The organism is Stutzerimonas kunmingensis (genome assembly GCF_014764705.1).
Lineage (GTDB): Bacteria > Pseudomonadota > Gammaproteobacteria > Pseudomonadales > Pseudomonadaceae > Stutzerimonas.
This window is the reverse complement of record NZ_JACXXG010000007.1, coordinates 58,249-84,229: the sequence shown is the minus strand read 5'-3', so window position 1 is coordinate 84,229 and position 25,981 is coordinate 58,249. Positions and strand designations below refer to the sequence as shown.

General features: G+C 62.3%; 27 protein-coding genes. 13 read left to right on the top strand and 14 right to left on the bottom strand.

Features of this window, described 5'->3' with window-relative positions; genetic code table 11:
- Position 1: 1 nt before the first annotated feature.
- A complete protein-coding gene (locus IEG05_RS08385; protein WP_191121919.1) occupies positions 2 to 958 on the top strand; it encodes a sensor domain-containing diguanylate cyclase in 957 nt (318 codons plus the stop codon).
- Between the two features lie 4 nt (positions 959 to 962).
- Here the strand turns inward: IEG05_RS08385 and IEG05_RS08380 are convergent, their stop codons facing one another.
- The 6 genes from IEG05_RS08380 to IEG05_RS08355 form a co-directional block, all read right to left on the bottom strand.
- Positions 963 to 2,063 (bottom strand): DNA topoisomerase IB, encoded by a 1,101-nt coding sequence (locus IEG05_RS08380; protein ID WP_041013739.1) that lies wholly within the window; start codon positions 2,061 to 2,063, stop codon positions 963 to 965.
- A gap of 60 nt (positions 2,064 to 2,123) precedes the next feature.
- Positions 2,124 to 2,288 carry a hypothetical protein gene (locus IEG05_RS08375; protein WP_003300414.1) on the bottom strand — a complete coding sequence of 55 codons (165 nt, stop codon included), beginning with the start codon at positions 2,286 to 2,288 and terminating at the stop codon, positions 2,124 to 2,126.
- Between the two features lie 102 nt (positions 2,289 to 2,390).
- Entirely contained in the window at positions 2,391 to 3,083 is a 693-nt protein-coding gene (locus IEG05_RS08370; protein WP_191121918.1) for a DUF421 domain-containing protein, read from the bottom strand.
- A gap of 74 nt (positions 3,084 to 3,157) precedes the next feature.
- Positions 3,158 to 3,439: a hypothetical protein gene (locus IEG05_RS08365; RefSeq protein WP_014820154.1), complete on the bottom strand. Its 282-nt coding sequence runs from the start codon at positions 3,437 to 3,439 to the stop codon at positions 3,158 to 3,160.
- A gap of 140 nt (positions 3,440 to 3,579) precedes the next feature.
- Positions 3,580 to 3,849, bottom strand: a complete 270-nt coding sequence (locus IEG05_RS08360) for a hypothetical protein (RefSeq protein ID WP_003300411.1) — start codon at positions 3,847 to 3,849, stop codon at positions 3,580 to 3,582.
- A gap of 402 nt (positions 3,850 to 4,251) precedes the next feature.
- Complete coding sequence (locus IEG05_RS08355; RefSeq protein WP_191121917.1) at positions 4,252 to 5,886, bottom strand: methyl-accepting chemotaxis protein; 1,635 nt, start codon at positions 5,884 to 5,886, stop codon at positions 4,252 to 4,254.
- 262 nt (positions 5,887 to 6,148) lie between these two features.
- Between IEG05_RS08355 and IEG05_RS08350 the strand changes: the two genes are divergently transcribed.
- Both IEG05_RS08350 and IEG05_RS08345 read left to right on the top strand, forming a co-directional pair.
- Positions 6,149 to 6,979 (top strand): undecaprenyl-diphosphate phosphatase, encoded by an 831-nt coding sequence (locus IEG05_RS08350; protein ID WP_023445318.1) that lies wholly within the window; start codon positions 6,149 to 6,151, stop codon positions 6,977 to 6,979.
- A gap of 93 nt (positions 6,980 to 7,072) precedes the next feature.
- Positions 7,073 to 8,029, top strand: coding sequence for an alpha/beta fold hydrolase (locus IEG05_RS08345; RefSeq protein ID WP_191121916.1), 957 nt, complete (start codon positions 7,073 to 7,075; stop codon positions 8,027 to 8,029).
- 90 nt (positions 8,030 to 8,119) lie between these two features.
- Here the strand turns inward: IEG05_RS08345 and IEG05_RS08340 are convergent, their stop codons facing one another.
- Positions 8,120 to 9,709, bottom strand: coding sequence for an ABC-F family ATPase (locus IEG05_RS08340; RefSeq protein ID WP_191121915.1), 1,590 nt, complete (start codon positions 9,707 to 9,709; stop codon positions 8,120 to 8,122).
- A gap of 28 nt (positions 9,710 to 9,737) precedes the next feature.
- Positions 9,738 to 10,388: a tyrosine-type recombinase/integrase gene (locus IEG05_RS08335; RefSeq protein WP_224742745.1), complete on the bottom strand. Its 651-nt coding sequence runs from the start codon at positions 10,386 to 10,388 to the stop codon at positions 9,738 to 9,740.
- Between the two features lie 237 nt (positions 10,389 to 10,625).
- Between IEG05_RS08335 and IEG05_RS08330 the strand changes: the two genes are divergently transcribed.
- The 3 genes from IEG05_RS08330 (at position 10,626) to IEG05_RS08320 (ending at position 11,807) form a co-directional block, all read left to right on the top strand.
- Positions 10,626 to 10,994: a hypothetical protein gene (locus IEG05_RS08330; protein WP_191121914.1), complete on the top strand. Its 369-nt coding sequence runs from the start codon at positions 10,626 to 10,628 to the stop codon at positions 10,992 to 10,994.
- A 97-nt stretch (positions 10,995 to 11,091) separates the two neighbouring features.
- Positions 11,092 to 11,568, top strand: a complete 477-nt coding sequence (locus IEG05_RS08325; protein WP_191121913.1) for a hypothetical protein — start codon at positions 11,092 to 11,094, stop codon at positions 11,566 to 11,568.
- Positions 11,568 to 11,807: a hypothetical protein gene (locus IEG05_RS08320; RefSeq protein ID WP_191121912.1), complete on the top strand. Its 240-nt coding sequence runs from the start codon at positions 11,568 to 11,570 to the stop codon at positions 11,805 to 11,807. The genes IEG05_RS08325 and IEG05_RS08320 overlap by 1 nt, the downstream gene beginning before the upstream one ends.
- A gap of 294 nt (positions 11,808 to 12,101) precedes the next feature.
- On the opposite strand, the gene IEG05_RS08315 is transcribed toward IEG05_RS08320, so the two are convergent.
- From IEG05_RS08315 to IEG05_RS08305, 3 genes are all read right to left on the bottom strand, one after another.
- Positions 12,102 to 13,082 carry a TAXI family TRAP transporter solute-binding subunit gene (locus tag IEG05_RS08315; protein ID WP_191121911.1) on the bottom strand — a complete coding sequence of 327 codons (981 nt, stop codon included), beginning with the start codon at positions 13,080 to 13,082 and terminating at the stop codon, positions 12,102 to 12,104.
- 77 nt (positions 13,083 to 13,159) lie between these two features.
- Positions 13,160 to 13,513: a RidA family protein gene (locus IEG05_RS08310; RefSeq protein ID WP_014820160.1), complete on the bottom strand. Its 354-nt coding sequence runs from the start codon at positions 13,511 to 13,513 to the stop codon at positions 13,160 to 13,162.
- 21 nt (positions 13,514 to 13,534) lie between these two features.
- On the bottom strand, positions 13,535 to 14,779 hold the full coding sequence (locus IEG05_RS08305) for a D-amino acid dehydrogenase (RefSeq protein ID WP_191121910.1): 1,245 nt from the start codon (positions 14,777 to 14,779) through the stop codon (positions 13,535 to 13,537).
- 121 nt (positions 14,780 to 14,900) lie between these two features.
- Between IEG05_RS08305 and IEG05_RS08300 the strand changes: the two genes are divergently transcribed.
- Together IEG05_RS08300 and zapE are read left to right on the top strand one after the other, a co-directional pair.
- A complete protein-coding gene (locus IEG05_RS08300) occupies positions 14,901 to 15,812 on the top strand; it encodes a LysR family transcriptional regulator (protein ID WP_191121909.1) in 912 nt (303 codons plus the stop codon).
- Positions 15,813 to 15,853: 41 nt separating this feature from the next.
- The gene (zapE, locus tag IEG05_RS08295; protein WP_191121908.1) at positions 15,854 to 16,963 is read left to right on the top strand and encodes a cell division protein ZapE; all 1,110 of its coding nucleotides are present in this window, start codon (positions 15,854 to 15,856) and stop codon (positions 16,961 to 16,963) included.
- 8 nt (positions 16,964 to 16,971) lie between these two features.
- Here zapE and IEG05_RS08290 read toward each other — a convergent pair whose 3' ends face one another.
- Positions 16,972 to 17,250 carry a peptidylprolyl isomerase gene (locus IEG05_RS08290; protein ID WP_106158655.1) on the bottom strand — a complete coding sequence of 93 codons (279 nt, stop codon included), beginning with the start codon at positions 17,248 to 17,250 and terminating at the stop codon, positions 16,972 to 16,974.
- Between the two features lie 175 nt (positions 17,251 to 17,425).
- Between IEG05_RS08290 and IEG05_RS08285 the strand changes: the two genes are divergently transcribed.
- From IEG05_RS08285 to gntR, 4 genes are all read left to right on the top strand, one after another.
- Positions 17,426 to 18,556 (top strand): gluconokinase, GntK/IdnK-type, encoded by a 1,131-nt coding sequence (locus tag IEG05_RS08285; RefSeq protein WP_191121907.1) that lies wholly within the window; start codon positions 17,426 to 17,428, stop codon positions 18,554 to 18,556.
- Between the two features lie 51 nt (positions 18,557 to 18,607).
- On the top strand, positions 18,608 to 19,885 hold the full coding sequence (locus IEG05_RS08280) for a TRAP transporter large permease (RefSeq protein WP_191121906.1): 1,278 nt from the start codon (positions 18,608 to 18,610) through the stop codon (positions 19,883 to 19,885).
- Positions 19,886 to 19,946: 61 nt separating this feature from the next.
- Positions 19,947 to 20,963, top strand: coding sequence for a TRAP transporter substrate-binding protein (locus IEG05_RS08275; protein WP_191121905.1), 1,017 nt, complete (start codon positions 19,947 to 19,949; stop codon positions 20,961 to 20,963).
- A gap of 58 nt (positions 20,964 to 21,021) precedes the next feature.
- Positions 21,022 to 22,041, top strand: coding sequence for an HTH-type transcriptional regulator GntR (gene gntR / locus IEG05_RS08270; RefSeq protein ID WP_014596756.1), 1,020 nt, complete (start codon positions 21,022 to 21,024; stop codon positions 22,039 to 22,041).
- 24 nt (positions 22,042 to 22,065) lie between these two features.
- On the opposite strand, the gene IEG05_RS08265 is transcribed toward gntR, so the two are convergent.
- Positions 22,066 to 22,977, bottom strand: coding sequence for a LysR family transcriptional regulator (locus tag IEG05_RS08265; RefSeq protein ID WP_191121904.1), 912 nt, complete (start codon positions 22,975 to 22,977; stop codon positions 22,066 to 22,068).
- A 146-nt stretch (positions 22,978 to 23,123) separates the two neighbouring features.
- On the opposite strand from IEG05_RS08265, the gene IEG05_RS08260 reads away from it, so the two are divergent.
- Entirely contained in the window at positions 23,124 to 24,350 is a 1,227-nt protein-coding gene (locus IEG05_RS08260; RefSeq protein WP_191121903.1) for an acyl-CoA dehydrogenase, read from the top strand.
- 100 nt (positions 24,351 to 24,450) lie between these two features.
- Here IEG05_RS08260 and xylB read toward each other — a convergent pair whose 3' ends face one another.
- The gene (gene xylB, locus IEG05_RS08255; RefSeq protein WP_191121902.1) at positions 24,451 to 25,974 is read right to left on the bottom strand and encodes a xylulokinase; all 1,524 of its coding nucleotides are present in this window, start codon (positions 25,972 to 25,974) and stop codon (positions 24,451 to 24,453) included.
- Positions 25,975 to 25,981: the final 7 nt, after the last annotated feature.

Genomic DNA, 25,981 nt, shown 5'->3' with positions numbered 1-25,981 from the left:
CATGAGCAATTCTGCCGAGTTGAACGAGCTTTACTGGTTGCTGGCGATCGTCCAGAGCATCGACGTGGGCGTCGTCGTGCTGGACCGCGACTACCGTGTCGAGGTCTGGAACACCTTCATGGAAAACCGTTCCGGCTTGCAGCCGGAGAATGCGCGCAATCGGTCGTTCTTCACGCTGTTTCCCGAAGTCGATGAAGACTGGTTCCGCCGGAAGGTGGAAAGCGTGATGACCCTCGGTACGCCATCTTTCACCATCTGGGAGCAGCGCCCTTATCTGCTGCGCTTCAAGAACTACCAGCCGATCACCGGGCTGGAAGACTTCATGTACCAGAACACCACGCTGCTGCCTCTCAAGGGCGTCAACGGCAGCATCGACCAGGTGTGCCTGATCATCTATGACGTCACCGATGTCGCCGTGAACCGCCGCCAGTTGCAGGCGGCGAATGCCGAGTTGCAGCGCCTGTCCAGCACTGACCGGCTGACTGGGCTCTACAACCGCGGACACTGGGAAGAGATGCTCCGCCTGGATTACGCCCGTCATCGCCGCTATGACAGCCAGGCGGCTTTGGTCATGTTCGATATCGACCACTTCAAGGCGATCAACGATACCTATGGACATCAGGTAGGCGATACCGTGATTCAACAGGTCGCGGAGCTGATTCGCGAGAATCTGCGTGATTCGGACGTGGCTGGCCGCTACGGCGGTGAAGAGTTCGTGGTACTGCTACCGGATACCGACAAACAGGGTGCGATGACCTTTGCGGAACGCTTGCGGCATGCGGTAGAGAGCCGCGAGGTTCAGCACGAGCAGCACCGCATTCGCTTCACCATCAGTCTGGGTGTTGCGGACCTCAGCGTCCCCACCCACAGTCATGCGCAACTGATCGAATGGGCCGATTCGGCGCTCTATGCCTCGAAGGCGGCCGGTCGCAATCGCGTCACCCTGCATCAGCACTAGCGCTTCAGCCCGCCGCTTTGCGGAGAAAAGCCAGCAACGCGACCTCTTCGGAGCTGAGCCACTTGCGTTTGCGCGCGGCGCGCACATCAGCCAGCTCGCCTGCGCTGAAGGCTTGCAGAATCGCCGGGTGGATGTAGCACTGGCGGCAGACCGCAGGGGTGTTGCCCAGCTGGCTGGCGACCTGCTTCACCGTCTCGACCAGATTCTGCTTGGCGACGGCTTCCGTGGATGCGTCCAGCTTGCGTAGCCGTTCCAGTGCCAGCGCGCTTCCGGCCCAGGTGCGATAGTCCTTGGCAGTGAAGTCGCGGCCGGTCATCTCGCGAAGATAAAGGTTCACGTCGTTGGAGCTGACCGCGCGGCGCTGACCATCTTCATCCAGGTACTGAAACAGCTGCTGGCCCGGCAGCTCCATGCAGCTGCGCATCAGCCTGGCCAGCCGACGGTCGCGCAGGGTGACTTCGTGCTCCACGCCGCTCTTGCCTCGAAAGTGGAAGCGGATCGAGGTTCCTTTGACATCCACGTGACGCGTACGCAGGGTCGTCAGCCCGTAGGATCGGTTGTCCCTCGCATAGCGCGAGTTGCCGATCCGGATCAGGGTCGACTCCAGCAACATGACCACCAGGGCCATGACCTTCTCACGCGCCATGCCGGGTCTAGCCAGGTGTTTTTCCAGATCGCGGCGCAGTTTCGGCAAGGCTTCACCGAACTCGAGCATTCGTTCGTACTTGTCGCTGTCGCGAATCTCTCTCCAACGCGTGTGATAGCGGTATTGCTTGCGTCCACGGGCGTCGCGCCCGGTCGCCTGAAGATGCCCTTGAGCATCCGGGCATATCCATACGTCACGATAAGCGGGTGGAATCGCCAGCTTGTTGATGCGACGAATTTCCTCCTCGTCGCGAATGCGCTCGCCGTTCGGCTCGAAGTAGACGAACTTGCCGCGCAGTCGCCTGCGGCGGATGCCTGGCTGGGAATCATCGACGTAATGCAGGTCCGGCGGCAGTGTTGGGCACAGCAGCGTACCGGTGTCGCCGGTCTCATCGGCAGGAACGGGGCGAGTGCCCTCGGCCAGGGGCACCGGGTCGTCCATCAGGGTGTCGTTGCGCATGTATGACCGTTCCCGCTATGGCCTCGCCGGGGTAGCTACCGGCGAGGCTTTTGGATGGGCTCAACTGTCCTTTTCGTTGCTGTTTCGCATCAGCAATCGAATGGCTGCAACCAGCTCGTCGATGGCTTCGCGATAGAGCTCGGGTTTGGCTTCGGTTTCAGCCTGATCGGCATGTTTGCGCGCGGTGTCGAGGTGATCGTTGATCGATGAATAGTCGCCAAGCATGGTGTGCTCCTGCAGCAGTGAGTAGAAAAGGCGTATCCAGGAAGCGAATTCCGGCGCCTCTAACAACTGACCGGCCAGCAGGATGGCGGTTCTGACCGTGTATCAGCGCGATCTCTGTGTGGAAAGCGCCTTGGACCAGGTTGGATTGGAACACCGCGGGCATTGTTGGCTTTGCTGGCTCTCCAGCGCCTGGGGAAAACCGCAGCGGCTGCAGGCGTACATACCGGCCGCCGGAACCTGGCGGAAGACCGGTCGGTATTCCGGCGGGAGGACGGACAATCCAGGGCGTACCGCGTGGTCCTCATGGAAGAACAGGCTGACGTTGCCATCGTTCTCGAGAATGCCGAGCCTTACCTGGCCGAGGTGCTCGACCCCTTGCTGGCGCAGCTCCATGAAGAACTCATCGGCAGAAATGTTCAGGCTATCGAGGCTACGCAGCTCATAGATGCCATCGCGAATAATGGTGACGGGACGGCCTTCGAGCCAGGCTTCGAATCGCGGGCTGCGATTCATGAAGAACACTGTGAGGCGGTACAGCGCCAGCAGGGTGGCGAACACCGCTGCGACCGGCAGCAACGGCACGTCTTCGTAGAATGAAACGTCGCCCGCGGCGGAGCCGAGGGTCAGGATAATCACCAGCTCGAACACCGAAAGCTGGCGAATGCCGCGACGGCCGCTGACCTTGAGAAAGACGAACACGGCGACGAAGGCCAGCAATGCCCGCAACGCCACTTTGGCGACGAACATCAAGGGAAATTCGTGCAGAAGCATGCGCTGCATGTCAAAGGGGGTCATCTTGAATCGTCCTTCCAGGCGCTCGGTGCGATTTCTTCAAGCTCGGCTTTAGCTGACGCCGACGTCCACCAGGGTCAGCGCGCGGCTGCTATCTCGAATTCCAGGTTAATTCCGTCACCGCTGCCGTCGCCCACCACCGAGCCGGTTGCGGGCTTGTGACTGACGGCTCGACCGTCATAGAAATCGCTCAGGTGTCGCTGTGCGATTTCGCCTATATGCGTGATCAGGCCCGGCATCTGAGCATCTCGCGGCACGATGAAGTGCAGTATCACGGTATGGGCGCCGGGGTCTTGCGGAAGGTCTGCGAGGCCGCAGCTTTGCCATTGATCGTTGACGTACGCTTCTGCACCTTTCATGAGCTTCTCCTGTTTCACGTGTTGCTGTTAAGACCGTCAAACACGCGAATGGATCAGTAGAGCAGTTGGCGTAGCCGAATTCGGGACATGAACAAAGGCCTGGGGCACCGCCGCAGGCCTTTGTTCGTTGCAAGCCATGGTTACTCTGGCATGTGCCAGGGCGACAGATGCGCGCCGTCGCGGCTCAGCTGCGCGCGAGTCTGTTCCAGGGTTTCGCCGAGCTTCACGGGATCGGTGAACACGCTGCTAGACATCTTGCAGCGGCCTAGCAGACGGGCCTCGTCGCGGTCGACGACGGTGATGCTGACTTCACCGTTGCCTTCGGGCAGCGTCCAGGCAACGCACTGGAAGGGCTTGAACGCGCGGTCGGTGATCAAAAGGGCTTCATTGATACGCAGCGGGGTGTGCATGGGGCATGTCTCTCTGTGTGATACCCAAAATACCTGCAGCCAAGCTCGTTGGCGTTGGCCTTACATTGCAGTTGATGTACCCAGAGGACTGACGAGTCACATGCGAGTTCGAAAAAATTTGAAGGGCTTTGCAATTAGCCAAAAGTATAACGTTGACGCCTGGCCGAGGCGGCTTAGTACGTTTGAGCTAACTCCCTGTAAATATTGAAAAACTTCGCAACGCCATGCACAGCGTGAGGGAATCGGCGCGGGACGCAAAAAAATTCCGTGCGACAACCTGTCGCGACGGGAAATGTATCGAATCTCTAAGGGCGTGCTCCGCGATGGAGCATGGGGCGGGGCGCCTGCTTCGTCGAAGTGCCTGCGGCCTGCTCATCTGGCGGGCCGCAGGCAAAGGGTTTATCAGACCTTGAACTGGCTCAGCAGACGATTCAGCTGATCGGCGAGTTCGCCAAGGCGCTTACCAGCTTCACTGGACTGCTCGGCAGCCAGGGTGCTTTCCTGCGCCAGCCCGGCCGCCTGGGTCACGTTCTGGTTGATGTCCTCGACCACGTGGGACTGTTGCAGCGTGGCACTGGCGATGGATGCGTTCAGGCCTGAGAGGTTGCGCAGCGCCTGGGCAATTTCGCCAAGGCTCTCGCCGGCCTGGCTGGCTTGCTCTACGGTGAGCTGGGAGGCGCGATTGCTTTCCATGATCACGTTTACCGCAGCGCCGGAGTTCTTCTGCAGGCGTTCGATCATGCTATGTATCTCGGCAGTCGATTGCTGCGTACGCTGCGCCAGCAGACGAACTTCGTCGGCCACCACGGCGAAACCGCGGCCCTGTTCACCGGCTCGGGCAGCTTCGATCGCGGCATTGAGCGCGAGCAGGTTGGTCTGCTCGGCGATCGAGCCGATCACTTCCAGTACCGAACCGATCTTGGTGGTTTGATCAGCCAGTGACTGAATCACGTCGACGGCCTGGCCGATGGTCGCGGAAAGCTCGTCGATCTGCTGCAGGCTCGTTTCGATATTGCGCTGACCCTGGCCCGCCTGATTTTCGGCGTTGCCGACTTCGCTGGAGGCATGCTCGGCGTTCTTCGCGACTTCCTGTACGGCGTAGGTGACTTCGTTGACGGCGGTGGCGACCTGCTCCATTTGCAGCATCTGCTGCTGGCTCTGCTCATGGGCCTGACCGGAAAGCTGGCTCAGCGAACGGGAGGATTGGTCCAGCGCGCCGGCTGTCTCGAACAGCTGACCGACCACGGTGCGCAGTTTTTGGGTGAAGCGGTTGAAGTCACGGCCAAGGGTGCTCAGCTCGTCGTTGCCGGATACGTCCAGAGTACGCGTCAGATCGGCTTCGCCACTGGCGATATTCGCCATCGCCGACATGGTGTGGCGCAGGGGACGCACGATGCTGCGGATCAGGATCGCCACCAGCACGGCCATGATTGCCGAGATAAACAGGCCGATCAGGGAGAAACGAGTCAGATAGTTCCAGAATTCCTGTTCGACATCGTCCACGTAGATGCCCGAGCCGATGATCCAGCCCCAAGGCTTGAACAACTGCACGTAGGAGATCTTCGGCACCGGATCTGCCTCACCGGGCTTGGCCCACATGTAGTCGACCAGACCAGCCCCGTCCCGCTGGGCGATCTTGACCATCTCGTTGAACAGTTCCTTGCCTTCCGGATCCTTGATCTTCGACAGATCCTGGCCGTCCAGCTTCGGCTGCATCGGATGCATGATCATGGTCGGGCCGAGGTCGTTGATCCAGTAATAGTCCTGACCGTCGTAGCGCAGCAGGCGGATCTGCTCCATGGCCGCCTTCTGTGCTTCGCTCGTGGTCATGGCGCCACTGGTCTCCTGTGCCCGGTAGTACTCGAGCACGCCGGATGCAGCCTCGACTATGTTCCGAGTTGCGTCCTGCTTGCCACGATACAAGTCGGAGCGGACCTGCTGAATCATCAGCATGCCGAGGATGAACAGCATGACGACGGCGACCACGGGGATCAGCCAGAGGCGCTTGCTAATGGGAACGTTGCGCAGCAGATTCATGAATAGGGCTCCTGATGGACTTTCTTATCGTTTTGTTCTGGCTGATCGGTGGGTCTGTCGCGCCGCTGTCGACCTTCTGAATGCGGTCGTTTCGCGGCACCCTGTGTAGCTTTTCGGCCGCCCGTGGCTAAAAATGAGCCCCGTTTCGTTTGCAGAGGAATTTAGTTCTCTCGAACGAGTCAGAACAGCCGGCCAGATGGCTTTCTGACATATACCTTGGTTGCATTGAGTCGCGATGGGCTGCATCGCTTTAGGGGAATAGATGGATCTTTGGGTTGCGATTCAGGCGTTGATTCTGGGCGTGGTCGAGGGTGTAACCGAGTTTCTGCCGGTATCCAGTACCGGTCACCAGATCATTGTTGCTGACCTGATCGGTTTTGGTGGCGAGCGGGCGCTGGCCTTCAACATCATCATTCAGCTCGGGGCAATTCTCGCGGTGATCTGGGAGTATCGGCGCAAGATCCTGGACGTAGTGATTGGCCTGCCCAAGGAGTCTCAGGCACAGAAGTTCACCTTGAACCTGCTGATCGCCTTCATGCCTGCAGTTGTCCTCGGTGTCGCTTTTGCCGACCTGATCCACGAATACCTGTTCAACCCCATCACCGTAGCCACCGCGCTAGTGATCGGCGGTGTCGTGATGCTCTGGGCCGAACGGCGTGATCACACCATTCGTGCCGAAACCGTTGATGACATGAACTGGGCGCTGGCGCTGAAAGTCGGCTTCGCTCAGTGCCTGGCACTGGTGCCCGGCACATCGCGGTCAGGCTCGACCATCATTGGCGGCCTGCTGTTCGGCCTGTCGCGTAAGGCGGCTACCGAGTTCTCGTTCTTTCTGGCTATGCCGACCATGGTCGGTGCGGCGGTCTACTCCGGATACAAGTACCGCGAGCTCTTTCAGCCGGGCGATTTCGCCGTGTTCGCGGTCGGATTCGTCACCTCGTTCATCTTCGCGATGCTTGCCGTGCGGGCGCTGCTCAAGTTCATCGGCAATCACAGCTACGCCGCATTCGCCTGGTACCGGATCGGCTTCGGCCTGCTGATTCTGGCTACCTGGCAGTTCGGGCTGATCGACTGGGCCAGCGCCCAGGGCTGATCAATCGGCGCGATGTCGCGGCCTTCGCCTTACTGATACAGCGCACGCGCGCGCCTGGCTTTGCCATAGTGAGGCCTCCAGTCAGGAGGCCTCATGAACAGTACTGCGGACCATTTCCAGCTCGACCTGAACGGTATATCCCTCAGCCTTTATAGCGCCGGACCCGAAGAGGGCAGGCCTGTTTGGCTGCTGCATGGCTTCCCCGAGTGTTGGTATTCCTGGCGCAATCAGATCGATTCACTGGTGGCGGCTGGTTATCGCGTGTTCGTTCCCGAGATGCGTGGCTACGGGCTCAGCGGCGCGCCAGTGGACGTCTCGGCCTACGATGTGCTGACGCTGTGTGAGGACGTTCGTGCGGCCATGGATCATTTCGGTCACCGGCAGGTGGCGCTAATCGGGCACGACTGGGGCGCAATGGTCGCCTGGCATCTCGCGTTGCTGGAGCCGGAGCGGGTCACCGCGCTGGTGACCATGTCGGTGCCCTTCGCCGGAAGACCGCGGCGGCCCGCGACCGAAATTATGCGCGAAGCCAGCGGTGATCGATTCAACTACATCCTCTATTTCCAGCAGCCCGGTCGCGCCGAGCGTGAACTGGATGCCGACATTGATCGTACCCTGCGCCTGTTGATGTATTACCAGGAAAGGAACCTGTTGCTGCAGAACAAGCCTGCCGACGGCACCTTGTTCGAGGACGACATGCAACCGGGACCGTTGCCCGACTGGTGCTCAGAAGACGATCTGGCGGTGTATCGGCAGACGTTCGCCGAGCACGGTTTTCGCGGTGCGCTGAACTGGTATCGCAACTTCGAACGCAACTGGCAGGTTACCGAGCCGCTGCAGGGGCGCAAGATCACGCAGCCGACCATGTTTTTGATCGGCGATCATGACCCGGTTGGTGAGCTCGAGGCCTACACGCTGAAGAAGATGCCGGAATGGGTGCCGGATCTGGAACGGCACGAACTGGCGCCGTGCGGCCACTGGATTCAGAACGAGCAGGCGGGGAGGGTGAACGCGCTGCTGCTGGACTTTCTCGGCATGCGCTTTACCTAGCTGAAGCACCGCGCCGCGCGTTACCGGGAGTTGCCTATGAATCTGCAGCGCCCTCGATGAAGGCGCTGCGATACGCGGGCAGGGTGAGGATCAGACGATTACGCCCTGGCTGCGCAGGTAGTCGTCGTAGCTGCCGCTGAAGTCGGTCACGCCGTTCTCCGACAGCTCGATGATGCGGGTCGCCAGCGAGCTGACGAATTCACGGTCGTGGCTGACGAAGATCAGCGTGCCCGGGTAGTTCTCCAGCGCCAGGTTCAGTGCCTCGATGGATTCCATGTCGAGGTGGTTGGTCGGTTCGTCCATCACCAGCACGTTGGGCTTCTGCAGGATCAGCTTGCCGAACAGCATGCGGCCCTGTTCGCCACCCGAGATGACCTTCACCGACTTGAGGATCTCGTCGTTGGAGAACAGCATGCGGCCGAGGGTGCCGCGCACCAGCTGCTCGCCGCCTTGGGTCCACTGACCCATCCAGTCGAACAGACTGACGTCATCCTCGAAGTCATGGGCATGGTCCTGGGCGTAATAGCCGTATTCGGCGCTTTCGGTCCATTTGACGCTGCCGCTGTCCGGGGTCAGTTCGCCAACCAGGGTGCGCAGCAGGGTGGTCTTGCCGATGCCGTTCGGGCCGATGATCGCCACGCGCTCGCCGGCCTCGACGGTGAAGCTGAAGTTCTTGAACAGTTCCTTGTCGTCGAAGCCCTTGGACAGGCGCTCGACAGTCACTGCCTGGCGGTGCAGTTTCTTGGTCTGCTCAAAGCGAATGAACGGGCTGATACGGCTGGACGGTTTGACCTCGGCCAGCTGGATCTTGTCGATCTGCTTGGCGCGGCTGGTAGCCTGCTTGGCCTTGGAGGCGTTGGCCGAGAAGCGGCTGACGAAGGTCTGCAGTTCGGCGATCTGCGCCTTCTTCTTGGCGTTGTCCGACAGCAGCTGCTCGCGCGACTGGGTCGCCGCGGTCATGTACTCGTCGTAGTTACCTGGGAACAGGCGCAGCTCGCCGTAATCCAGGTCCGCCATGTGGGTGCAGACCGAGTTCAGGAAGTGGCGGTCGTGGGAAATGATGATCATGGTGCTGTTACGCGCCGTGAGGATCGTTTCCAGCCAGCGGATGGTGTTGATGTCCAGGTGGTTGGTCGGTTCGTCCAGCAGCAGCACATCCGGATCGGAAAACAGCGCCTGGGCCAGCAGCACACGCAGCTTCCAGCCGGGAGCGACTTCGCTCATCGGGCCGAAGTGCTGTTCCAGCGGAATACCCAGGCCAAGCAGCAGTTCTCCGGCACGAGATTCGGCGGTGTAGCCGTCCATTTCGGCGAACTCACCTTCGAGTTCGCCGACTTTCATTCCATCCTCTTCGCTCATTTCCGGCAGCGAATAGATGCGGTCGCGCTCAGCCTTGACCTTCCACAGCTCTTCGTGGCCCATGATCACGGTGTCGATCACGTTGAATTCTTCGTAAGCGAACTGATCCTGGCGCAGCTTGCCCAGGCGCAAGTTCGGCTCGAGCATCACCTGGCCGGCGGACGGTTCCAGATCGCCACCGAGGATCTTCATGAAGGTCGACTTGCCGCAGCCATTGGCGCCGATCAGACCGTAGCGGTTGCCACCGCCGAACTTGACGGAAACGTTTTCGAACAGCGGCTTGGCACCAAACTGCATGGTGATGTTGGCGGTAGAAATCAAGGTGCTCTATCTCGGGGGTTTCAGAGGGTTAGGTTTCGCTTCGGGCCAATTTCGGGGCAATTTTCAATTTTCCCATCTCGTTCCAATCCCCTTCGCCATCGATCCAGCGAGCGTACCGAGAGAGGAGAATTTGTAACGAGTGACCCAGCTGTTTGGCGATGAAGGCAGGGGTCATCCCGGCCATCAGGCACATGGTTGCGTACGTGTGGCGCGCATTGTACGGAGGACGGTAACGAATACCCAGCGCCTTCAGACTCGGACGCCACTGATGATGCAGGTCACTCGTCTGTTGGATGAACTGCTGACCTTTGCTGGGAGGGAAGCAGAAGGGAAACTCTTTGATGCGTCCTGTCTTGCTACTGACTCGCAGTTCGGCGTATGCCTTGGCAAACTCCAGGGCATGCACAGCCCGGTCATTGAGCAGCACGTACCGATCCTTCTTGAGGGCAACCGTACGACGAACCAGCACACGACGCTTCTCCAGCTCGACGGAACCCCACTGCAGTGCAGCGATCTCGCCCAGGCGCATGCCTGTGTAGAAAGCGAACTCGAAGAAGGCAGCGTAAATACCGCTTGGCCAGTGTTCGGTGGCATACAGCTTGTCGATGATCAGATCAGCCTCTTCCTGAGTGAATGGATCGATGGTCTTTTCCTTGGGACGGGGAATGTCCAGATCCATCAGAGAGTTTCATCGATAGTTGTCAGCTACAGCCGATTCCAAGATGGAGTTCAGCTTGTTCATGGCGTAGAGCTTGAAGCTTCCCCGCTATTAAGCTCTGACGAAGAATTTATCTGAGGGTAGATGTCAAAGTAATGGCCATCAGCTACGCTATGCGCCTTGAACTGCCAAGGAGATGATGGCATGCGGTGGATAGCGTTGGTGCTGGGAGTAGGGCTTCTGTCTGGATGTGGCTCGATGATGCAGTCGAACCTCAACGAGAATGGGTATATCCAGACAGCAGCACTGCAGGTTAGTGCTGAAGAGTGCAGCAAGGCAGGACTGGTTGATAACCAGACTGCTGCAGCGGCTTATTACTTCGCTCGAAGCAATACAGCCGGGGTAAATTATGACCAAGCAAAGTTAGATGCTTATACGAACAAGGCTCGCCGGGAGATTATTGCGTCTGAGTCCATTTGCCAGACGCTCGCCCAAGCAGTAGAGGTTCGCAAGATGGAGGAGCAGCGCTTCCGTCAGAATGTTCAGCGAACTTCACCACCAAGTAATGTTCCTGTACAGACGAACTGCAGTACTTATTTCGGACAGACGCACTGTACAACGTACTAAGGCTTCTTTAAACGGCCCCCTAGTTGGGGCCTTTTCTTTTGGTTGCTTATAACTTCCAGCTTAAACTGCGCCAGTTCCCATCCTCCGAGGATTAAATATGGACTGGTTTAACGCACTGAAGAATATTGCAGTTCCGTCTAGCCCCCCAGCACAAACCACCGATTTCTCCACATTGGCCCCTGTTGAGTGGCAACAGCAGGTAGCGAACTCTGCTGGATTCAATCCCCTTGCTTCTGGTGGTGGGGGTGTTCCGTCAACAATGACAACTGACCCTTCGTTCATGCAAAGCATGTTGGGTTATACCAATAAGGACACTGGTGCCCATCAGCAAGGATGGGGTGGTATGGCTATTAGTGGCTTGAGCGCACTCAGTAATTCCTACATGGGCATGAAGCAGTACGGCCTGGCCAAAGAACAGTTCGCCGAAAGCAAACGTCAGTACAACCAGAACTATGCCGCACAACGAACGCTGACCAACTCTCAGTTGGAAGATCGGCAGCGTGCGCGTGTGGCTTCGAATGCCGGTGCGTATGAGTCGGTGGGCAGCTACATTAACCGTAACGGAGTCAAATAATGGCGATCACCTGGCGCAATGTGGATGCACCCAACTTCACCGGGGCAAACCTCCTGATGCGTGATGCGGGCGACCGTATCGGTACAGGCTTCGACGGCTTTCGCAAAGTGTTCGATGAGAACACTCAGAACCAACAGAAGGCCCTGGAGCAAACCAAGAACTACAACACCGGTCAGTTCCTGGATCGCCTGGCTGGCTATCAAGATTTGGCTGCATTGAAAGCAACTATTAAAAACTGATAAGTAAGTCAGTTCCGTCAGCGGTCTGGAGGATGATCCATCTGGACCTAGTACGTAACGCCAGCGATCTGCGTGGTTGTTCTAATGTTAGGAAAGTTGCGGGAGCGTATCGCCTGCGAGAGCACTGCTCGCGTTTCATCAAGAGTAGAAGATGGACGCTTCTTACCTACTACGAGCGCTCCTACAGCAATGTCTGGGTCATGCCGGGTGAGCCGCGCAACCTGAGCGTAAGTCTGTCCGTGGAGCTCTGAATCTGTACATCAGCGGGCGCTGTCGCCCGCTGATGGCAGTGTCTTACAGCCAGCGCTTCTCCTTGTAATAACGCTCGGCGCCCTCGTGCAGCGGCGCAGTCAGCCCGACGCGAATCATGTCTTCGGCCTTTAGATCGGCAAAGGCTGGATGCAGGCGCTTGAACCTGTCGAGGTTGTCGAATACCGACTTGACCAGCTGATAGACCACCTCCGGGTCGGTCTTGCTGGTGGTCGCCAGCACGGCCTTGCCGCCGATCGATGGAATGGCGCCTTCCACGCCCGGGTAGAGCCCTGCGGGGATTTCCACGGCGCTGTAGTAATCGGCCTTGGCCAGCAGGCTGTCGATCTCGGCGCCCTGCACGGGAATGATCCTGGCCTTTACATTGGTCAAGGCTTCCTGGATCGCACCGCTCGGATGGCCGACCACATAGGTGATGGCGTCAAGGTTGTTGTCACCCAAGGCGGAAGCCATTTCCGCCGGTTTGAGTTCCGCGGCCAGGGCGAAGCTGGCGTTAGTCCAGCCCTTGGCCTGCATGACCTCCTCGAAAGTGTCGCGACTGCCCGAGCCGGGCACGCCGATGTTCACCCGCTTGCCTTCGAGTCCGGCCAGATCGGTGATGCCGCTGTCGTTGCGAACGACCACGGTGAGAATCTCCGACTGCAATGAGAACACCGCGCGCAGTTCGACGGCGCCCTCCTTGTCGAAGGGCGCCAGGCCCTGCAGCGCCTTGTGCTGATGGTCGGACTGGATGAAGCCGAAGTCGTACTCGCCTTTGTGCAACGACACGATGTTGGTCACGCTGCCCGCAGTCGAGGGTGCGTTGCATTTGATGGCGGGCTTCACCTCGGCACGATTGAGGAAGCGGCACACCGACTGGCCGGCGGTGTAATACACGCCGGTCTGCCCGCCGGTGCCGATGGTGACGAAGCGCTCCTGCGCCAGCACGCTGGTGCTTGCCAATGCGCTGGCGAGTGCGCCGGCCAGGGTGATGCCCAGCAGGCTGTTACGGATCTGATGGTTCATTGCGGTTCCCTCTTTTGTTCGTATTTTGGGTAGTTGCACTGCGGTGTCGCCGGCGCAGGAACGATAGACCGCTGTAGTCAGGCGCGCGCGGCGATCACCATGATCTCGACCAGCACCTCGGGGGAGGCCAGGCGCGCCTGTACCGTCGCCCGTGCCGGTGCGCAGCCTGCTGGCAGCCAGTCGCTCCAGACCTCGTTCATGGCGGCGAAGTCGGCGTCGATGTCCTTCAGCCAGATCTGCGCGCTGAGCAGGTTTTCGCGACTGGAGCCGGCGGCGGCCAGCAGCCGGTCGATCTTCGCCAGCACCTCGCGGCTCTGTCCTGCGGCATCCAGGCTGCGGTCGTCCGGCACCTGGCCGGCGAGGAACACAAGGTCTGCATGAACGACTGCGGCGGACATTCGCGGATTGCTCTCGATGCGTTGAACGGGCATATCGGTTTCCTCTTTGAGTGGTCAGGCGGGCAGGCTCAAGCCGTCCAGGGAGACAGCGGGTGGTGATCCGGCGATTACGCTGGCGAGCAGGTCGGCGCTGCCACAGGCCAGGGTGAAGCCGAGGCTGCCGTGGCCGACGTTGAGCCAGAGATTGTCGAAATTGCTGCGGCCAAGCAGTGGCGTGCCCTGGGGCGTGGCTGGGCGCAGGCCCGCCCACTGCCGCGCGTGTTGGTAGTCGCCGGCCCCGGGGAAGGTCGCGCCAGCCAGACGTTGCAGGGTGGCGATGCGCTGCTGGTCGAGCCCCGCGTCCCAGCCGGCGATATCCACCATCGCCGCGACGCGCAGCTGGTCATCGAGGCGGGCGTAGACGACCTTGTTGTCGTAGTCGGTGACGTTGGTTTGCGGCACGCGGTCCTGGTCGGCCAGCGCAACGGTCAGGCTGTAGCCCTTGAGCGGGTAGATCGGCAGGTCGATACCCAGTGGCCGAAGCAGCCCGACGCTGCCGGTGCCGGCCGCCACTACCAGATGGTCGATGGCGACTTCATCGCGCCCGAGCATGACCGCGCGGACCCGCTTGCCTTCGGTGCGCAATGCGCTTACCGATTGGCCGGTATGCAGGAGAAACGCAGGCGATGCCCGCAGTCGCCGCAGCAGTTCGGTGCAGAACAGATGGCAGTCGGCAACCTCGTCGCCGGGCGAATAGATGCCGCCGTGCAGCGATGACGCCAACGGCGTCAGCGCCGGCTCGACGTCGACGCATTGCGCGGCGTCCAGCAGCCGCTGCCCTGATTCGTCGTCGATGGCCGCTGCGCCCTTGTGCAGGCTGTGTTGATCGCGATAGATCACCAGTTTGCCGTTGGCGCGCCAGGCGAAGCCGTCCAGCTGGTCCTGCTCGCGCCAGCTGCGCAGGATCTGCTGGCTGTGCAGGGCGAGCCGCAGCAAGTGAGCCGCGTTGCGCCGGTTGACCGAACGCCGGCACGCCAGCAGGAACTGCAGGCACCAGCGCCACTGATGCAGGCTCGCCTGCGGTCGGAAACGCAACGGGGCATCGGCTCCGCGCAGCATCCAGCCAATCGCCTGCAGCGGCACGCCGGTATCGGCCAGGGGCGAAACGTAGCGATAGCTGAGCTGCCCGCCATTGGCGAAGCTGGTTTCCAAGGCGACATCGTCGCGCCCTTCGATCAGCTCGACACAGTGCCCCTGGCGCACCAGTGAATAGGCTGTGGCAAGCCCGATAACGCCTGCGCCGATGACTGCTACCCGCATGCAACTGCTCCTCCGACTCGATCAGCGCAGCCTAGGCCGCGTGCCAGCGAGGCGGCCAATGAAAGGATGGAGCGCTCCCATAACCTGCGGTTATGCTCGATCGACTGAAGGAGGGACATGCATGCGGCTGCGTCATATCGAACTGTTCCAGGCGATCCTGCAAACTGGCAGCCTGACGGCCGCGGCCGAGCTGCTGCATATCTCCCAGCCGGCGGCGAGCAAGATTCTCAAGCATGCCGAGCAGCAACTGGGCTTTGCGCTGTTCGACCGGGTGCGGGGCAAGCTGCAGCCCACTGCCGAGGCGCGGGTGCTGCAGCAGCAGACCGAACGCCTGGCTATCGACCTGCAGAATCTGCGGCGGCTTGCAGACAGCCTCGGCCGGGGCGAGGAGTGCGCGTTGCGCCTGATCTGCACGCCGGCGCTGGCTCAGGCGCTGCTGCCACAGGCGTTGCGCACCTGGCGCGAGCGATTTCCACGTACGGTCTGTCAGCTCGCGACGCAGCACACGGCGGAAATCGTCGAAGCGCTGTTGCTGCGTGAAGCCGATCTCGGGCTGACGTCACAGGCGGTGGAGCATCCGGGACTGAGCAGCCGGCTATTGTCCGAGGGACGCATGCACGTGATCGCGCCGCCTGGTTGGTGGCAGCCGGATGAACTGCACCGCCCGCTGCGCCTGCAGGCCTTGGCGGGTAAAGCGCTGATCGGCATCGACGCCCGCGATGCGCTGGGCAGCCTGTTGCGCGGCCACATCGAGGAGCTCGATCCGCCGCCGCGCGTCGTTACCTGGGTACAGACCTATCAGCTAGCGCGACAGCTGGTGTCCGCGGGGCAGGGCGTGGCGCTGGTCGACCCGTTCACCGCGCTGGCGGCTACTGGCGGCGAGGTACAGGCTCGTCTGCTCGAGCCGGCCATCAGCGTGCCGGTCTATGCGTTGACCCGTGTTCACGAGCAGCTGCTACCGGCGCAGGCGATGCTGCTCGAGCAGCTCGGTGCCCAGGCCGAGCGACTGCTGCTGCATGATGGGCACAACTGAGCGGTCGCGCGCTACCATGGCGGCTTTTGCGCCGGACGATCATGCACGCCGACTCGCCCCTTGAACGTTATCAGCAGGCCATCGTGCAAGACGGTTTCTTGCCCGACGCGGCTCAACAGCGCGCCGTTGCACGGCTTCAGGCCTGTTATGAGGCGCTTGTTTCAGGTGCGGACCTCCCGCTCGGCGTCTACCTATGGGGACCGGTCGGGCGTGGCAAGACCTGGCTGATGGACCTGTTTCACGCAAGCCTGACGGCTCCGTCGCGGCGGCAGCATTTCCATCACTTCATGCGCTGGGTGCATATCCGGCTGTTCCAGCTCAACGGCACGGCCGATCCGTTGCAGGCCCTGGCCAGAGAACTTTCACAAGAGATTCGCGTGCTCTGCTTCGACGAGCTTTTCGTCGGTGATATCGGCGACGCAATCATCCTGGGACGCCTGTTCCAGGTGCTCTTCGAGCATGACGTGGTGATCGTCGCCACCTCCAACCAGCCGCCGGAGCAGCTGTACGCCGACGGCTTCAATCGCGAGCGTTTTCTGCCGGCCATCGATGCCATCGTGGAGCACATGCATGTGGTTGATGTGGATGGTGGCGCCGATCACCGCCTGCGTCCCGGCGCTGCGCTGCAGCGCTACTGGATCGCCCCGTTCGACGGCGCCAGTGCGTTAGCCGCAACGTTCGAGGCGCTGGCCGATGGTGCGTTCAGCACCGAGCCACTCGCCCTCAGCCGTCGCCAGCTCGACGTCGTGCGGCGTAGCGAATCGGTGCTCTGGTGCCGCTTCGCCGACCTCTGCGAGCAGCCGTTCTCGGCGCTGGACTTCATCGAACTGTGCGACCGTTTCGCAGCGATCCTGATTGGTGCTGTGCCCAGACTCGGCGGCACGCAGCGCGATGGGCGCATTGCCCGCGGCACCGAGGATGGAGCCGCGCGGGTGGCGGCGGGTGATCGCCAGTTGCCCAGGCTCGCCGCGCGGGATGATGCCGTGCGCCGCTTCATCGCGCTGGTGGACGAGTGCTACGACCGGCGGATTCCTCTCTATATCGAAGCCGAGGTGGCACTGGACGAGCTGTATACCGAGGGCTATCTGGCATTCCCGTTCCGCCGCACGCTCAGCCGTCTGCGGGAGATGCAGCTGCAGCGCTTTGGCTGAGCGCTGGCTCAGTCGCGGTAGAACACCTGCACCAGGTGGTAGCCGAACTGGCTCTTTATCGGGCCGTGCACTTCGCGCAGCGGCTTCTTGAAAATCACCTGATCGATGCTGCGCACCATCTGCCCCGGGCGCACTTCGCCGAGGTCGCCACCTTTCTTGCCGGACGGGCAGGTCGAGTATTTGCGCGCCAGCACGTCGAATGCTTCGCCATTGGCGATGCGCTTTTTCAGCTGCGCGGCTTCGGCCTCAGTCTTGACCAGAATGTGGCGGCACATGGCTTTGGGCATGCTCGGTGTCCTCGATTACAAGGGACGCGATTGTAGTCGTACCGCCGCGAAAGTCGATCTCAATGCCGTGCGAAAACAGCTGTTTCGTGACCGTATGGTCGACGAGCGGTAGTTCTATCGAGATGCGTGATAGCGCTAACATCAGGCCAAACAAGCAAAACAATGGATTCCTCGCATGCCTTCAGTGCATACCTCAAAGGCTTCCGCGCTTCCGGTTCTGGTCGTCATGGGCGTCAGCGGTTCCGGCAAGACGGACACCAGCCACGCCGTAGCCGATGCGCTCGGCCTGCCGCATATCGAAGCGGACAACTTTCACCCGGCAGAGAACGTGGCGCGCATGCGTGCCGGCACGCCGCTGTCCGACGCCGATCGCGTGGAGTGGCTGCACGCGCTGATCGCCGAAATGCAGCGCACCCTGGCGGCGGGCAGCGGCTTCGTGCTGGCTTGCTCGGCGCTCAAGCGCAGCTACCGGGAGTTGCTGCGCAGTGCGGTTCCGGAGCTGCGTTTCGCCCATCTGGCCATCGATTACGAAACCGCCATACAGCGAGTCGGTGGCAGGGCGGGGCATTTCATGCCGATCTCCCTGGTCGACAGCCAATTCGCCACCCTCGAATCACCCGAGGGCGAACCGGGCGTATTGACGGTGGATGCCAGTCAACCGCGCGAGGTCGTCTTGCGCCAGATCGTCGAATGGATGCAGGGCGCCGGTCTGGATGAGCTGATCGAAACCCGGGTCGATCTTTCCTCGCGCCCGTTTGATAGCGCTACCACGGCGCCACCTTTGACCAACGAGCCGATCTACAGCGGCACGGTCGCTCAGCAATTCGACCGCCTGACCGACTGGCTGATGGCCGCGTTGATGGCCTTCATGGTCATCGTGGTGTTCTCCAGCGTGGTGCTGCGCTATGCCTTCGGCACTGGCTGGACCGGCGCCGAGGAGCTGTCGCGGCTGGCATTCGTCTGGCTGGTATTTGTTGGCGTCGCTTCGAGCATGCGCCGCGGCGAGCTGATGAGCTTTTCCATGCTGCGCGACCGCTTCCCGCGGCTGTTCCGCCGCGTCGTCGACTCTCTCAGCTGGCTGCTGGTGGCAGCTGCGAGCTCCCTGGCGGCCTGGGGTGGTTGGAATCAGATGCAGTTCGGCTGGACCATCAACAGCCCGGTAGTCGGCTACCCGCTGGGCCTGGCGATGTTGCCCGTGGCCGCCAGCATGGTCGCGCTGGCGGTATTGGCGCTGGTGCAGCTGGTCAATGTCTGGCGGCGCGATCAGCCATCGGCCACCGCCGCTGCGAATGTCACCGCGGACTGAAGCGACGCCGCATTCAGAACAATACGGGCACTGCCCAACCGAGGACCTTGTATGACCGTCGTCGTCTTCCTTTCATCGCTGCTGGGCTTCATGACGCTTGGCATGCCCATCGCCTTCGCGCTGCTGCTCACCGGCTCGGTACTGATGTGGTACCTGGATTTCTGGGACGTGCAGCTGCTGGCTCAGAACCTTCAGGCCGGCGCTGACAGCTTCCCGCTGCTGGCGGTGCCGTTCTTCATCCTGGCCGGCGAACTGATGAATGCCGGCGGCATCTCGCGGCGCATCATCGCCATGGCGCAGGCCTATTTCGGCCACAAGCGTGGCGGCCTGGGTTACGTGGCGATTGCCGCTTCGGTGCTGCTGGCCAGCATGTCCGGCTCGGCATTGGCCGATACCGCCGCGCTGGCGACGCTGCTGCTGCCAATGATGCGCGAGCGCGGCTACCCGTTGAGTTCCTCATCGGGCCTGGTAGCGGCGGGCGGGATCATCGCGCCGATCATTCCGCCGTCGATGCCGTTCGTGATCTACGGCGTGGTCACTGGCACTTCGATCAGCCAGCTGTTTCTCGCCGGCATGGTGCCGGGGCTGATCATGGGCATGGGCCTGATCGTGGCCTGGACGCTGATCGCCCGGCGGATCGACGAACCGAAGCAGGAAAAGGCCAGCACTGCAGAGCGCCGTCGCGTGCTGGTCGACGGTGCTGCCGCGCTGATGCTGCCAGTGATCATCGTCGGCGGGCTGCGTGGCGGCCTGTTCACCCCGACCGAAGCGGCGGTGGTCGCCGCCGTCTATGCCCTGGCCGTTTCGACCCTGCTGTACCGCGAGCTGAACTGGGCCGGGCTGGTCGAGGTGCTGACCCGTGCCAGCCGCACCACGGCCTCTGTGATGTTCCTTTGCGCCGCCGCGACGGTGTCGGCGTACATGATCACCCTGGCGCAGCTGCCCGACGAGATCGCTGCAATGCTCGGCCCGCTGGCGCAGGACCCGAAACTGCTGATGATCGCCATCATGCTGCTGATGATCGCCGTCGGCATGGTGCTGGACCTGACGCCGACCATCCTGATCCTCGGTCCGGTGCTGGCGCCGATCGCGATCAAGGCCGGCATCGATCCGGTGTACTTCGGTGTGATGTTCGTGCTGATCGGGTCCATCGGGCTGATCACGCCGCCGGTGGGCACGGTGCTCAACGTGGTCGGCGGCATCGGCCGACTGCGCATGGAAACCCTGGTGCGCGGCGTCATGCCGTTCTTCCTTATCTATCTGGTGATCGTCGGGCTTCTTATCGCCGTGCCCTCGATCATCACCGTACCCCTGGCCTGGCTGCGGTAACGCCGGTCGTGCAACCAAGCGCTCAACAACCCAACGTCCAACAACAAGAAGGTAACGCGACATGAAACGACTTCTCATCAGCACCCTGGCCGCCGCCGTGCTCGGCAGCACGCTCAGCCTCGGTTACGCGCAGGCGGCGGACGACATCCGCCCACGCATGATCCGCTTCGGTTACGGCCTCAACGAAGACAGCAACCAGGGCAGGGCGGCCAAGCTGCTGGCTGAGGAAGTGGCCAAGGCCTCCGGCGGCAAGCTGAAGGTGCGTACCTTCGCCTCCGCCAGCCTCGGTTCCGATGACCAGATGCAGAACGCGCTGATCGGCGGCGCGCAGGAGATGATGGTCGGCTCGACCGCGACGCTGGTCGGCATCAGCAAGGAGATGGCGGTGTGGGATACGCCGTTCCTGTTCACCGATCCGCGCCAGGCCGATCAGGTACTGGACGGGCCGGTAGGTCGGCAGGTGATGGACAAGCTCGAGGAGAAAGGCCTGGTTGGGCTGGTGTACTGGGAGAACGGTTTTCGTAACGTGACCAACAGTGCGCGGCCGATCGAGAAGCTCGAGGACTTCAATGGCGTCAAGCTGCGCGTGATGCCCAATCCGGTGTTTATCGACACCTTCAAGCGCATGGGCGCCAATGCGGTGCCGCTGCCGTTCTCCGAGCTTTTCACTGCGCTGGAAACCAAGGCGGTCGACGGCCAGGAAAACCCCTACAACACCATCCTGTCCTCCAAGTTCTATGAAGTGCAGAAGTTCCTCAGCGTGACCAATCACGTCTACAGCCCCTGGATCGTCACGGCGTCCAAGCGCTGGTGGGACGGGCTCTCGGAAACCGAGCAGGGCATCATCATGGCGGCGGCCCAGAAGGCGCGTGATGCCGAGCGCGAGGACACCCGTCGCGAGGCGAGCCAGGCCCTGGCGGCGCTGAAGGAGCACGGCATGCAGATCAACGAGGTCAGCCCGGAGGAGATCCAGCGCATGCGCGAACAGGCGCAGCCGGCGATCCAGACGGTGATCGACGCCGTCGGCCAGGAGCTGTTCGACCGGGTCCAGGCCGAAGTCGAAAAGGCCGCGCGCTAGGAGCCGATCGTCACCTGCCCGCTGCTAGAATCCGCCGCTTTCGACCCATGGATTGCGCATGACCACACGCCGTCGCCGCTCCGCCGAGCGGGTAACCCTGTCCGATGTCGCACGCAACGCCGGCTGCTCGCTGATGTCGGCATCCCGCGCGCTGTCACAACCGGAGCTGGTTTCCGATGCACTGCGTGAGCGTGTCGAGCAGGCGGTCAAGGCGCTTGGCTATGTGCCGCACCCCGCGGCGCGTAGCCTGGCCAGTTCGCGCTCCAATCTGGTGGCGGTAATCATCCCCTCGCTGTCCAACGCGGTGTTCGTCGATACCGTCGAGGCCATCCAGCGGGTGCTGATGCCGGCGGGCTACGAAATGATGATTGGCGTCAGCCACTATCGGCCCGAGGAGGATGAACGCCTGCTGCGCGCGTACCTGGCCCATCAGCCGGCCGGACTGCTGCTCACCGGTTTCGAGCGCAGCGAGGCGGCGCGGGCAGTGCTGGCCAGCTACACGGCACCACGGGTCACGCTGATGGAGCTGAGCGATCAGGCGGACAGCTATTGCGTCGGCTTCTCGCAATTGCAGGCCGGCGCGGCGATGACCCGCACGCTGCTCGAGCGCGGCTATCGTCACGTTGCGTTCGCCGCGGCGCAGCTGGACCCGCGCACCCTGCAGCGCGCCGAGGGCTATCGCCAGGCAATGCGCGAGGCCGGGCGTTATGAGCCGACCCTGGAGCTGCTGACGCCGCAGCTGTCATCCATCGGTCTGGGTGCCGAGCTGCTGGATCGGCTGCTGGCACAGCATCCGCAGATCGACGCGGTGTTCTTCAACAACGACGACCTGGCCCTCGGTGCGCTGTTTCGTGCCCATCAGCTGGGGCTCGAAGTACCGGGGCGGCTGGCGATCGCCGGCTTCAACGACCTGCCGGCGGCGGCCTGGATGCATCCGGCGCTGAGTACCGTACGCACCCGGCGTGGCGAGATCGGCGAGCTGGCGGCGCAGATGCTGCTGAGCCTGATGCGAGGTCAGCAGCCTGCCGAGCGTTGTATCGACGTGGGTTTCGAAGTGGTGATGCGCGACAGCGCCTGAGGCGGGCTTTCACCCGCCAGCGCGTCAAAGATCCTGCTGCGCGGTGACCTGCTGGGCGATCTCGATCATCTGCTCGCGCATCCAGCGGTTGGCCGGGTCCTGATCGGTGCTTTCATGCCAATAGATGTGGGTTTCCAGCGGCATGATGTCTACCGGCAGATCGACCTGGTGCAGGTAGTGGCGCCGGGCGAAACGCTCGGGAACGGTCACCGCCATGTCGGTCTGGTCGATCACCTGGGTCGCCATCAGGTAGTGCTGTGAGCGCAGGGCGATCTTGCGCTGCAGCCCCATCTTGCCCAACGCCAGATCCACCAGACCGAGCCCGCTGCGGCGGCTGGAAATATGGATGTGCGACAGCGACAGGTACTGCTCCAGGGTGAGCTTGTCCTTGGCCAGCGGGTGGCCGCGGCGCATGGCGCAGATGTAACGGTCTTCCAGCAGCTTGACGTGACGCACCTGCGGGTCGGTGTTGAGTGGCGCGTCCATGGCGAAGTCCAGGCGGCCGGCGGCCAGTTCCTTGGTTGTCTCGCGGCGCTTGGCCAGCATGCTCTCGATCTTCACGTTCGGTGCCAGGCGGCGCAGGCGCTGGAACAGCGGCGGCAGCATCACCGCCTCGGTGAGGTCGGTCATGCTGATGCGGAACGTCTTGTTTGCCTGCGCCGGGCTGAAGGTGCGGCTTTCCTGCACCGATACCCGCAGCAGCTGCAGCGCATTGCGCACCGGGCCGATGATGTTCTGCGCCATCGGCGTCGGCACCATGCCCTGGGCGGTGCGCACGAACAGCGGATCGTTGAACGTCTCGCGCAAGCGGGCAAGGGCGTTGGAAACCGCGGGCTGGGTGATGCCGACGATCTGCCCGGCGCGTGTCAGATTCGCTTCGGTGTAGATGGCGTCGAAGACGATGAATAGATTCAGATCGACCTTGTTCAGGTTCATTGTTGTGCTCTCCGGCGTGTATCGGAATTCGCCGATCATATATCGGTGATGAATGTTTATACACGAGGAAAATAGCTTAGATAAATCACCAGGCCTCCTCTAGCATTCAAAACTACAAAACATTACCTGCCAGAAGGTTGTCGCCCATGAATTTCGCCTACTCCCCGAAGGTTCAAGAGCTGAGAGAGCGCGTGCAAGCGTTCATGGATGCTCACGTCTATCCCGCCGAAAAGGTGTTCCACCAGCAGGTCGCCGAGGGTGATCGCTGGCAGCCGACCGCCATCGTCGAGGAGCTCAAGGCCAAGGCCAAGGCAGAAGGGCTGTGGAACCTGTTTCTGCCGGAATCGGAACTGGGCGCCGGCCTGACCAACACCGAATACGCGCCGCTGGCCGAAATCATGGGTAGCTCGGGCCTCGGCCCGGAAGCCTTCAACTGCTCGGCGCCGGACACCGGCAACATGGAAGTGCTGGTGCGCTACGGCAGCGAGGCGCAGAAGCGCGAGTGGCTGGAACCGTTGCTGCGCGGCGAAATCCGTTCGGCCTTCGGCATGACCGAGCCGGGCGTGGCTTCGTCCGACGCCACCAACATGGAAGCCCGCGCGGTGCGCGAGGGTGACGAGTGGGTCATCAACGGACGCAAGTGGTGGACCTCCGGTGCCTGCGACCCGCGCTGCAAGATCATGATCTTCATGGGCCTGACCAACCCGGACGCGCCGCGCCATGCCCAGCACTCGATGATCCTGGTGCCGATGGATACCCCCGGCGTCAAGGTGCTGCGCCCGCTGCCGGTGTTCGGCTACGACGATGCCCCGCATGGCCACGCGGAAGTGTTGCTGGAAAACGTACGAGTGCCCTACGAGAACGTCCTGCTCGGTGAAGGCCGCGGCTTCGAGATCGCCCAGGGCCGTCTTGGCCCAGGGCGCATCCACCACTGCATGCGCTCGATCGGCGTTGCTGAACGTGCACTGAAGCTGATGTGCGAACGCGCCGTCAGCCGCACCGCCTTCGGCAAGCCGCTGGCCCGGCTGGGTGCCAACTTCGATTACATCGCCGAGTGCCGCATCGAGATCAACATGGCGCGCCTGCTGACGCTGAACGCCGCCTACATGATGGATACCGTGGGCAACAAGATCGCCGCCAGCGAGATCGCGCAGATCAAGGTGGTCGCACCCAACGTCGCGCTGAAGGTCATCGACCGCGCCATCCAGATCCACGGCGGCGCCGGGGTTTCCGAGGACTTCCCGCTGGCGCACTGGTGGGCGATGCAGCGCACGCTGCGCCTGGCCGATGGCCCGGACGAGGTGCATCGGGTGGCCATTGCTCGTCACGAGCTGGGCAAGTACGTGCCGCGCGAGGCGCTGCGCAGCCGCTGAGGCATCGTCCCAGGCGCGCAGGACCAAAGGCAAAGCCACACGCCGTGGCTTTGCCTTTTTTATGAGCTATTTGCCCTGCCTACCGACCGAGCGCTGCGCCTCAGGAGGCGACCGGCGTCAGGTCCGGTGGCGTCTGCTGACCGTAGATGCTGGCTACCAGTTGCCGATAACGCCGATAGGCCTGCTCGTAGGCCAGAACCGCGGCGGTGTCAGGCGCGACCGCCGTGGTCTCGTCGAGGCTGACACAGCGCTGGCACAGCTCAGCGAGGCTCGCCGCGGGGTCGCGCTGTCTGGCTTGGCACCACGCCGCCTGGATCGCCCCGCCCAGCGCCGCGGCTTCGCTGTGGCGGGTGCAGACCACCGGCGTGGCCATCATGTCGGCGACGATCTGCCGCCAAAGCGGGTTCTTCGCGCCGCCGCCAATCAGCTGGATTCTTTCGCTGCGAATGCCGCTTTCGCGCAGCAGGTCCAGGCCATAGCGCAGGCCGAAGGTCACGCCTTCGAGCACGGCGCGGCAGAGGTTGGCGCGGCTCAGGTTGTCGGCGGTCAGGCCGTGCACGCTGGCGCTGGCGTGGGGCAGGGCGGGGACGCGCTCGCCGTTTAGAAAGGGCAGCATGGTGACACCCTCGCAGCCGATCGGCGCTTGCGCCACCAGCGCGTTGAACGCCTCCAGGTCCAGCTCCAGCAGGCCGCGCATCGCCGCGTTGGCATTGGTCAGGTTCATGGTGCAGATCAGCGGCAGCCAGCCCCCGCTGGACGAGCAGAAGGTGGCCACCGCCGGCTGTGGGCTGATACGGGGCTCGCCGGAAAAGGCGTAGAGCGTGCCGGATGTGCCCAGGCTCATGGTGATGGCGCCGGGGCGGATATTGCCGGTGCCGATGGCGCCCATCATGTTGTCGCCACCGCCGCTCGCCACCATGGCCTGCGGATTGAGCCCCAGCCGGGCAGCCAGTTCGGACCGGATGCGGCCGACCGGCTGGTGGGACTCGATCAGCTCGGGCAGCGCGGCCTCCAGACGGCCGTCGGCATCGATATGACGCAGGATGTCGGGTGCCCATTGCCGCGCGCGCACGTCGAAATAGCCGGTGCCGGAGGCATCGCCGTATTCGCTCGCGCACCGTCCGGTCAGCCAGTAGTTGAGGTAGTCGTGGGGCAGCAGGATATGGGCGATGCGTGCGAACAGCGCGGGGTGCTGCTCCTTCATCCACAGCAGCTTGGAAACCGTGTAGCCCGGCGCGATGACGATACCGAGGCGCTGCAGCGAACCCTGTTCACCGCCCAGCCAGTCGAGCAGGCGCTGATTCTCCGTAGTCGACTCCGTGTCGCACCAGAGCTTGGCCGGGCGCAACACGCGGCCCGCGGCATCGAGCGTAACCAAGCCATGCTGCTGCCCGGACACACCAATGCCCAGCACGGCATCGCCGTCGACTCCGGCCTCGGCCAGTGCCGCGGCGGTAGCACTGGCGAAGGCGGCAGACCACTGCTCGGTGTCCTGCTCGCGCCGGCCATTGGGCCCGCTGATGAGATCGTGGCCGGCCGAGCCCTGGCCGAGCACGCGCCCGTTGCTGGCGTCGAGCAACAGCGCCTTGGTGCCCTGGGTGCCGCAATCGATCCCGAGAAACATGCCGCAC

What these genes read in the sequence shown, in the direction of transcription:
- IEG05_RS08385 (WP_191121919.1), top strand. Translation starts at nt 2, where the DNA reads ATGAGCAATTCTGCCGAGTTGAACGAGCTTTACTGGTTGCTGGCGATC.
- IEG05_RS08380 (WP_041013739.1), bottom strand. Translation starts at nt 2,063, where the DNA reads ATGCGCAACGACACCCTGATGGACGACCCGGTGCCCCTGGCCGAGGGC.
- IEG05_RS08375 (WP_003300414.1), bottom strand. Translation starts at nt 2,288, where the DNA reads ATGCTTGGCGACTATTCATCGATCAACGATCACCTCGACACCGCGCGC.
- IEG05_RS08370 (WP_191121918.1), bottom strand. Translation starts at nt 3,083, where the DNA reads ATGACCCCCTTTGACATGCAGCGCATGCTTCTGCACGAATTTCCCTTG.
- IEG05_RS08365 (WP_014820154.1), bottom strand. Translation starts at nt 3,439, where the DNA reads ATGAAAGGTGCAGAAGCGTACGTCAACGATCAATGGCAAAGCTGCGGC.
- IEG05_RS08360 (WP_003300411.1), bottom strand. Translation starts at nt 3,849, where the DNA reads ATGCACACCCCGCTGCGTATCAATGAAGCCCTTTTGATCACCGACCGC.
- IEG05_RS08355 (WP_191121917.1), bottom strand. Translation starts at nt 5,886, where the DNA reads ATGAATCTGCTGCGCAACGTTCCCATTAGCAAGCGCCTCTGGCTGATC.
- IEG05_RS08350 (WP_023445318.1), top strand. Translation starts at nt 6,149, where the DNA reads ATGGATCTTTGGGTTGCGATTCAGGCGTTGATTCTGGGCGTGGTCGAG.
- IEG05_RS08345 (WP_191121916.1), top strand. Translation starts at nt 7,073, where the DNA reads ATGAACAGTACTGCGGACCATTTCCAGCTCGACCTGAACGGTATATCC.
- IEG05_RS08335 (WP_224742745.1), bottom strand. Translation starts at nt 10,388, where the DNA reads ATGGATCTGGACATTCCCCGTCCCAAGGAAAAGACCATCGATCCATTC.
- IEG05_RS08330 (WP_191121914.1), top strand. Translation starts at nt 10,626, where the DNA reads ATGATGCAGTCGAACCTCAACGAGAATGGGTATATCCAGACAGCAGCA.
- IEG05_RS08325 (WP_191121913.1), top strand. Translation starts at nt 11,092, where the DNA reads ATGGACTGGTTTAACGCACTGAAGAATATTGCAGTTCCGTCTAGCCCC.
- IEG05_RS08320 (WP_191121912.1), top strand. Translation starts at nt 11,568, where the DNA reads ATGGCGATCACCTGGCGCAATGTGGATGCACCCAACTTCACCGGGGCA.
- IEG05_RS08315 (WP_191121911.1), bottom strand. Translation starts at nt 13,082, where the DNA reads ATGAACCATCAGATCCGTAACAGCCTGCTGGGCATCACCCTGGCCGGC.
- IEG05_RS08310 (WP_014820160.1), bottom strand. Translation starts at nt 13,513, where the DNA reads ATGCCCGTTCAACGCATCGAGAGCAATCCGCGAATGTCCGCCGCAGTC.
- IEG05_RS08305 (WP_191121910.1), bottom strand. Translation starts at nt 14,779, where the DNA reads ATGCGGGTAGCAGTCATCGGCGCAGGCGTTATCGGGCTTGCCACAGCC.
- IEG05_RS08300 (WP_191121909.1), top strand. Translation starts at nt 14,901, where the DNA reads ATGCGGCTGCGTCATATCGAACTGTTCCAGGCGATCCTGCAAACTGGC.
- zapE (WP_191121908.1), top strand. Translation starts at nt 15,854, where the DNA reads ATGCACGCCGACTCGCCCCTTGAACGTTATCAGCAGGCCATCGTGCAA.
- IEG05_RS08290 (WP_106158655.1), bottom strand. Translation starts at nt 17,250, where the DNA reads ATGCCCAAAGCCATGTGCCGCCACATTCTGGTCAAGACTGAGGCCGAA.
- IEG05_RS08285 (WP_191121907.1), top strand. Translation starts at nt 17,426, where the DNA reads ATGCCTTCAGTGCATACCTCAAAGGCTTCCGCGCTTCCGGTTCTGGTC.
- IEG05_RS08280 (WP_191121906.1), top strand. Translation starts at nt 18,608, where the DNA reads ATGACCGTCGTCGTCTTCCTTTCATCGCTGCTGGGCTTCATGACGCTT.
- IEG05_RS08275 (WP_191121905.1), top strand. Translation starts at nt 19,947, where the DNA reads ATGAAACGACTTCTCATCAGCACCCTGGCCGCCGCCGTGCTCGGCAGC.
- gntR (WP_014596756.1), top strand. Translation starts at nt 21,022, where the DNA reads ATGACCACACGCCGTCGCCGCTCCGCCGAGCGGGTAACCCTGTCCGAT.
- IEG05_RS08265 (WP_191121904.1), bottom strand. Translation starts at nt 22,977, where the DNA reads ATGAACCTGAACAAGGTCGATCTGAATCTATTCATCGTCTTCGACGCC.
- IEG05_RS08260 (WP_191121903.1), top strand. Translation starts at nt 23,124, where the DNA reads ATGAATTTCGCCTACTCCCCGAAGGTTCAAGAGCTGAGAGAGCGCGTG.
- xylB (WP_191121902.1), bottom strand. Translation starts at nt 25,974, where the DNA reads ATGTTTCTCGGGATCGATTGCGGCACCCAGGGCACCAAGGCGCTGTTG.